At 46.3% G+C, this 2,800-nt stretch carries 3 protein-coding genes and 1 pseudogene; 2 read left to right on the plus strand and 2 right to left on the minus strand.

All coding sequences use genetic code 11. The features are described from left to right. Nucleotides 1-180, minus strand: a pseudogene (locus DJ69_RS18865) (IS1595 family transposase); the annotation flags it as partial. 149 nt (nucleotides 181-329) lie between these two features. Here DJ69_RS18865 and DJ69_RS19210 point away from each other — a divergent pair. Then, the gene (locus DJ69_RS19210; protein WP_099255771.1) at nucleotides 330-677 is read left to right on the plus strand and encodes a glutamyl-tRNA reductase; all 348 of its coding nucleotides are present in this window, start codon (nucleotides 330-332) and stop codon (nucleotides 675-677) included. 356 nt (nucleotides 678-1,033) lie between these two features. On the opposite strand, the gene gdhB is transcribed toward DJ69_RS19210, so the two are convergent. After that, nucleotides 1,034-2,329: a glutamate dehydrogenase GdhB gene (gene gdhB, locus DJ69_RS11700; RefSeq protein ID WP_218962316.1), complete on the minus strand. Its 1,296-nt coding sequence runs from the start codon at nucleotides 2,327-2,329 to the stop codon at nucleotides 1,034-1,036. 159 nt (nucleotides 2,330-2,488) lie between these two features. Between gdhB and DJ69_RS18435 the strand changes: the two genes are divergently transcribed. Then, on the plus strand, nucleotides 2,489-2,638 hold the full coding sequence (locus tag DJ69_RS18435) for a hypothetical protein (RefSeq protein WP_180271805.1): 150 nt from the start codon (nucleotides 2,489-2,491) through the stop codon (nucleotides 2,636-2,638). The last annotated feature ends 162 nt before the right edge of the window (nucleotides 2,639-2,800 follow it).

The following is a 2,800-nucleotide window of genomic DNA, read 5'->3' on the forward strand; positions in this document are numbered from 1 at the left end:
ATCTCCTACAGAAGAGCGTTTTGAGATGACTCGATGCGACGAGAGCCACAGTCGTGCCGGCAACGCGTGGCTCTCGCCGGTGTTCACGTGGACCGTCTTGTCGGCGTACTCACCGTCTCTGTGACCAACGTATTCGTGGTGAGATTGTTTGTCTTCCGCAAGCGGACCGTACGCACGAAATTCGGGTCGTGTTAACTTGAAAAATGAAGTGGTTAACTTCTTTGTATACTATCTCAATAATACATCAGAAAAATAGAACAAAAGATTCATTTACAACCGACATGTCGACCATTATGGTCGAGTAACATCTTCCCAACGTTGTATTCTACATGACTTCCGAACAGTCTAACACAGAACGACATTTGAACGGTTGTGACGACACTACCGACCCTGAGGCTGATCCTGACTGTATCCGGAGACGATTGCTACACCAAGCAGCACGCATCGAACGACGTGAGGTTGAGGAGGCTCTCTCTAAACTCGAGGCACGCGACAATCTTACTGACGAACAACGGCGAACTATCCGGGTCCTCGGGGATACTCTCGCTTGGCGACTAATGGCTAATTTCGAGCTGTCACTGAAACAACGTTCCCAAGATTCAAAAGAAGGTGCCCGCGCTGTCGCTCGTCTGTTCAATCTCGTTCCAGAGAGTCATTCTAATGACGGGAAGTCGTGACATGTCTGTCTCTGTGTCACCGGGGATCCGTTCCTAGATCCCGGCTTGAACTTGATAGTTTAAATTTCGAACGTGTCACTGACGAGTGGTTTATCAAGAGGTCCTTTGAGAAGTGCGAGCAAGACTAATGAGTGTATTCATATTTCATTTCTTTTCGATAAGTTAATATATAAGACAATAAGTTTTGGAATATATTAAATTCGTAACTTGTGCTAGTGTTTTTCTATATCACCAGAATATATAAAAAACTCGCACTAAATTTAGTTGGTTGGTATGATCGTTGGGAACGCCGTCGTTTACCCTTACTTCCACCAACGTGGCGGTCTAAACTCGATCAGTGGACGTATTCAAAAATTTCATGGCCAGAGACCACGTGTAGACTTTGCAGTTCCGACGCGGTCAAGTGCAACCACGTACGCTGCTTCACGCCATGTTACATCTTTCTCTTCGTAGACCGTGTTTACCTCTTCCCACGAAGAAAGCATGTGAGTTTCAAGTTCTTCATGAACACGGTCAATACTCCACTCACGCCGATTTATATCTTGAAGCCATTCAAAGTAAGACACAGTGACACCGCCAGCGTTCGCAAGAATATCAGGGATAACTGAGACATTTCGCTCATTAAAGATCTTGTCAGCGGCTGTTGTGGTTGGACCATTAGCCCCCTCAACGATAATATCTGCCTGTACCATATCAGCATTATCTGACGTGAGGACGCCACCGATTGCGGCAGGGATCAGCACGTCGACATCAAGCTGAAGGATCTCGTTGGCAGGAAGCTGCGTAGGTGCACCATAGGTTGTAACCGCGTTTGGGTTTTCATTGTAAGACGGTACGGAATATGTATCAAGCCCGTCAGAATCGACAATTGTACCGTTGACATCAGAGACACCAACAATATTCGCACCCCAATCGTCAAGCACCCGTGCTGCATTTGCACCCACGCTCCCATATCCTTGTACCGCGACAGTCGTTTCTTCAAGTTCTCGATCTAGATAATTAACTATCTCGCGCGTGATGATCGCTACGGAACGCCCTGGTGCTTCCTCCCGACCCTTACTCCCACCAATAACTGGAGGCTTGCCAGTGACAACTCCAGGTATTGTCTCGCCTTGCTGCATCGAGTACGCGTCCATAATCCACGCCATTGTCTGAGCATCAGTACCCATATCTGGGGCAGGAATATCTTTCTTTGGACCAATAACGTTTCGCAACTCTTCAGTAAACCGCCGAGTTAACCGCTCTCGCTCGTCTTGTGATAGATCACTCGGATCAACAACAATTCCACCTTTTGCCCCACCAAATGGGATATCCATTACTGCACACTTCCAAGTCATCCACATAGCGAGCCCCTGCGACTCTTTGGCTGAAACTTCTGGATGGTATCGAATTCCACCTTTATAAGGTCCCCTGACATCGTCATGCTGTGCTCGATAGCCAGTGAACGTTTCGATGGAACCGTCATCACGCTCGAGTGGAATTGTTACCTGTACAACTCGAGTTGGGTTTTTCAGCCTTTCTACCACACCCGGTTCGATATCTACATGTTGGGATGCTTTCTCTACTTGATGTCGGGCAGTTAATAGTGCAGAACCGTTCGGATCTTCTTCCCCGCCGTTCGTGTCACTCTCACCCAAGTTTTCCATGCTCATTTTCAGCTACAGTTCTACATCTCTGATGGTGAATAATATATATTATCATTATGGCCTTAACCACAGCGCAAAAGCTTGCCTACCGTGCCAGATTAAATATCTATGCACCCCTATACAATAATCCTAGTTGTTAAGTAATTCCCGCCCAGATCATAATTTATGCCATGGGGAGTCAACACGGAATTCACTGCTGATAAGGCTCTAAAAGTTGAAATTCAGGAAGATCAAGAATCGGTTGATAGGACTGATTCTGGTACTGAGACTACGGAAGATTATGATATTGACGAGGTAATATCTGATTTAGAGTAGAAATGTAGCGTACCTCTCTGTTAATCCTAGTGGTAATAGAGGGGTAGCGGCTTTTATAATTAGCAAAGTGGAGCAGATTTCCAAAGAAACAGCGAGGATCACACGGCCAGCTGATATAGGGGTGAATTCTGTATGTTCGTTTAGCGCTCTTCTGTAGGAGAT

This window comes from Halorubrum persicum, assembly GCF_002727125.1.
Taxonomy (GTDB): Archaea; Halobacteriota; Halobacteria; order Halobacteriales; family Haloferacaceae; genus Halorubrum; species Halorubrum persicum.